The 3,740-nt window shown below is 73.4% G+C and carries 4 protein-coding genes; 3 read left to right on the top strand and 1 reads right to left on the bottom strand.

From position 1 onward, the window contains the following. Positions 1 to 183: 183 nt before the first annotated feature. Positions 184 to 1,353: an acetyl-CoA acetyltransferase gene (locus ACFVZW_RS33660; protein WP_384529580.1), complete on the bottom strand. Its 1,170-nt coding sequence runs from the start codon at positions 1,351 to 1,353 to the stop codon at positions 184 to 186. Between the two features lie 53 nt (positions 1,354 to 1,406). Here ACFVZW_RS33660 and ACFVZW_RS33655 point away from each other — a divergent pair, with 53 nt between their 5' ends. The 3 genes from ACFVZW_RS33655 to ACFVZW_RS33645 all read left to right on the top strand — a co-directional run bounded on the left by ACFVZW_RS33655 (position 1,407) and on the right by ACFVZW_RS33645 (position 3,486). After that, entirely contained in the window at positions 1,407 to 1,778 is a 372-nt protein-coding gene (locus ACFVZW_RS33655) for an iron chaperone (protein WP_384529577.1), read from the top strand. A gap of 68 nt (positions 1,779 to 1,846) precedes the next feature. Then, entirely contained in the window at positions 1,847 to 3,016 is a 1,170-nt protein-coding gene (locus ACFVZW_RS33650; RefSeq protein ID WP_384529575.1) for an acyl-CoA dehydrogenase family protein, read from the top strand. Continuing rightward, the gene (locus tag ACFVZW_RS33645) at positions 3,016 to 3,486 is read left to right on the top strand and encodes a nitroreductase family deazaflavin-dependent oxidoreductase (RefSeq protein ID WP_384529572.1); all 471 of its coding nucleotides are present in this window, start codon (positions 3,016 to 3,018) and stop codon (positions 3,484 to 3,486) included. The genes ACFVZW_RS33650 and ACFVZW_RS33645 overlap by 1 nt, the downstream gene beginning before the upstream one ends. The last annotated feature ends 254 nt before the right edge of the window (positions 3,487 to 3,740 follow it).

Here is a 3,740-nt window from a genome sequence, read left to right as displayed (position 1 = left end):
GGTGCGGTGGCGGGGCTGCGCTCTGTCGTGCGTGTTGTTATAGCTGTTGGTGTGGTGTGTTGTGTGCGGTTTCGTGTGGTGGTGGTGGGGGCCCCCCCCCCCCCCCCCCCACGGACGACTATACGGATGTCCTACACGTTTGTCTATGACGCTTGTATAGATCCCTGCGCGGGGCCCCCCGGGTCAGCCGCGGCCGAGCACCACCGTCCCCGAGGAGCAGAACCAGCCGCCCGTCCCCGACGCCACGGCAAGCTCCGGGAGGCTTCCGTCCGGCCGCCGGACCTGGAGTCCCGGGGCCTCCCCGCGCAGCTGTCGCACGGCCTCCACCAGCAGGAACAGGCCCCGCATCCCCGGATGGCAGGCCGAGAGCCCACCGCCGTCGGTGTTGACCGGCAGCCGGCCCTTCTCCTCGATGAACGGACCCCCCTCGCCCTTCGCGCAGAAGCCCAGGTCCTCCAGCGTCACCAGCGTCATATAGGTGAAGGCGTCGTAGACCTCCGCGAGATCGACCTCCTCCGGCCGCACCCCCGCCCGTTCGAACGCGAGCCGGCCGCTGACCGCCGCGGGGGAGACGGTGAAGTCCTCCCATTGCGACATCGTGGTGTGCGAGACGTGCTCGCCCGTGCCGAGGATCCACACGGGCGCCTTCGCCGTGTCCGGCACGTACTCCTCGGCGGCCAGTAGCACCGCGCAGCCCCCGTCGCTGCGGATGCAGCAGTGCAGTTTGGTGAAGGGGTCCGCGATCATCGGCCCGTCGAGCACCTCGTCGACGCTGATCGGCTCGCGGAACATCGCCTCCGGGTTGAGCGCGGCGTTCGCCCGCGCCTGGACGGCGACCTCGGCGAGCTGCTCCAGGGTGGTGCCGTACTCGTGCATATGGCGGCGGGCGGCCATCGCGTACTTCGCGATCAGCGTGTGTCCGTGGGGGACCTCGAACTGCAGCGGGCCGCGCGCCCCGAAGGAGAGGTTCGCGGTGCGGCGCCGGGCCTTGATGTCGGCGCGGGCGGTCGATCCGTAGACCAGCAGGACGGCGTTGGCGTGCCCCGCGGCGATGGCGTCGGCCGCGTGGGCGGCCATGACTTCCCAGGTGGCGCCGCCGACGGCGGTGGAGTCCACCCAGCGGGGGCGCAGCCCCAGGTACTCGGCGACCTCGACCGGGGCGAGCGTGCCGAGGCCCGCCGAGGCGAGGCCGTCGATCACCGAGCGGTCGAGTCCGCTGTCCGCGAGGGCGCGGCGAGCGGCCTGGGCGTGCAGAGTGTAGGGAGTGGCCTCGTCGACGCGGCCGCAGTCGGAGAGGGATATGCCGACGACGGCGACGCGGCGCCCGGCGCGGTTCCGTGAAGTGGTGGGCATGAATCTGACGGTACATCAGATATACGTGGAAGACTTTGGACTGGGAGGCACGGATGCCGAGAAGTGCGGCCGAGGACGTGGACGGCTACCTCGCCGAGATCCCGGAGACGGACCGGCTCACGGTCCTGGTCCGGCTGCGCGAGCTGTGCCGCACGGAGCTCCACGGCTTCGAGGAGGTCATGGCCTACGGAATGCCGGCCTACCACCGCCCCGGCGGCGAGCCGGAGATCGCCTTCGCCGCGCAGAAGCAGTACATCTCCTTCTATCTGATGCGGCCGGACGTCCGGGAGGGCTTCGAGGACCGCCTGGCCGACCAGGACATGGGCAAGGGGTGCCTGCGCTTCCGGCGTACCGAGAACGTCGACTTCGACCTCGTACGGGACCTCCTGCGGGCGACCGCGCGCGGCCCCGGTGAGATCTGCTGATCCAGGCTCTGTGCTTCTGCCCTTCCCCGGCCTAACATGACGGGCCGTCAGATACGGAGGGGAGCTCCATGGACGCCGCCTTCACCGCGGAGCAGGACGAGATCCGCCGCACCCTGCGCGAACTGCTCGCCAAACGCTCCGGACCCGCCGAGGTCCGCGCCGCCGTCGCGACCCCCGAGGGGTACGACACCGACCTGTGGCACCGGATGTCCGGCACCCTCGGACTCGCCGGACTCGCCCTGCCCGAGGAGTACGGCGGTGTCGGCTGCGGCTCCGCCGACCTCGCCCTCGCCTGTGAGGAGACCGGCCGGGCCCTCGCCCCCTCCCCGCTCCTCGCCACCGCCGTCCTCGCCGCCCCGCTGATCCTCGCCCTCGGCAGCGAACGGCAGCGTGCCGACCTCCTGCCGAGCATCGCCGACTCCTCGCTGACCTGCGCCCTCGCCGTGGCCGGCACCTCCCTCGCCCTCGCACTCGGCCTTACCGGCGACAACGCCGACGGCTCCTGGGCAGGTGGCGGACGGGCCGGCGGCATCCAGGCGCGGTCCGTGGACGGGCGATGGCGCCTCTACGGAGAGGCCGCCCAGGTCCTCGACGGACACAGCGCCGGGCTGCTCGTCGTCGCCGCGCACGCCGGCGGCTTCGCGCGGAGCCGCACCCTGCTCTTCCTCGTACGCGGCGATGCCGCCGGACTCCTCCGCGTACGGCAGCCCGCCCTGGACGCCACCCGCTCCCAGGCCACCGTGCAACTGCGGGACGTGGAAGCGGAGTTGCTCGGCGAGGAACCGGTCGACGCGCTCGGGGCGCTCGCCGCGACCGGGCGGACGGCGGCGGCGGCCCTCGCGGCCGAGTCGGTCGGCGCGGCCCAGGCGGCCCTGGACCGCACGGTCGAGTACGTCGGGTCCCGCGAACAGTTCGGCCGGCCCGTCGGCTCCTTCCAGGCGGTCAAGCACCGCCTCGCCGACCTATACGTCCAGGTGGAGGCGGCGCGCTCGCTGGCGTACGGCGCGGCCCGCGAACCGGCCACGGGGGCGCTCGCGCTCGCGGCCGCCCTGGAGGCGCTGCGGGCGGTGGCGGGGGAGACGATCCAGCTGCACGGCGGCATCGGCTTCACCTGGGAGCACGAGGCCCATCTGTACTTCAAACGGGCGACGGCCGACGAGCTGCTCTTCGGTCCGGTGCGGCGGCTGCGGGCTCGGGTGGCACAGGAGACCGGACTCTTCGGGGAGGTGGCGGCGTAGTGGCCGTCGGAGTGCGTCTGATGCAGAAGGTGTCGTCCACGCGGACGTTCGCGAAGGTCGCGCCGCACTTCATACCGGCGATGGACCGGGCGGTGCACCGGCTGACGCGGGGGAAGGTGATGCTGAGCGCCCAGATGCTGCCGGGTCTCATCCTCACCGTACGGGGCGCGAAGTCGGGGCTGCCGCGGGTGACGCCGCTGGCCTGCATTCCCGAGCCGGACGGCACCTGGCTGCTGATCGGTTCCAACTTCGGGCGGGAAGGGCATCCGGCGTGGACCGGGAACCTGCTGAAGTGCCCGGAGGCGGAGGTGAGTTGGCGCGGCGAGACGATCCTCGTACGGGCCGAGCGGCTGGGCGGGGAGGAGCGGGCGGCCGCGTGGAAGACGGCGCTCGGGTTCTGGCCGCCGTACGCGACGTACCAGGCCAGGGTGGAGCGGGAGATCAGGCTCTTCCGTCTGACGCGTCGGTAGCGGGCTCGCCGGGGTGCGGGGCCCGGGGCGCGGAGCCCGGGGGTGCGGGGCCCGGGGGTGCGGGCGTGGGGCCGGGTTCCCGGGGGCCGGACATGCGGCCTGAGGGTGCGGGGTCCGGGGCGGGGCGCCGGGGCCGGGCGTGGGCCTGGAGCCCGACACGGGAACCGGGGCGGGGAGCCACGCGGCTCTCGCGGCGCGCCCCCGGCCGACGCCCGCGCGCGGGGGGTAGGGGGGGGAGGGGCGCGAGGACGCGC

It is taken from the genome of Streptomyces sp. NPDC059567 (assembly GCF_042735655.1).
In the GTDB taxonomy this organism is placed as follows: domain Bacteria; phylum Actinomycetota; class Actinomycetes; order Streptomycetales; family Streptomycetaceae; genus Streptomyces.
The sequence above is the reverse complement of the archived record's forward strand: the minus strand, read 5'-3'. Positions and strand labels throughout refer to the sequence as shown.

Bases quoted from the DNA above. Each gene is read 5' to 3' on its own strand.
- ACFVZW_RS33660 (WP_384529580.1), bottom strand. From the start codon at position 1,353: ATGCCCACCACTTCACGGAACCGCGCCGGGCGCCGCGTCGCCGTCGTC.
- ACFVZW_RS33655 (WP_384529577.1), top strand. From the start codon at position 1,407: ATGCCGAGAAGTGCGGCCGAGGACGTGGACGGCTACCTCGCCGAGATC.
- ACFVZW_RS33650 (WP_384529575.1), top strand. From the start codon at position 1,847: ATGGACGCCGCCTTCACCGCGGAGCAGGACGAGATCCGCCGCACCCTG.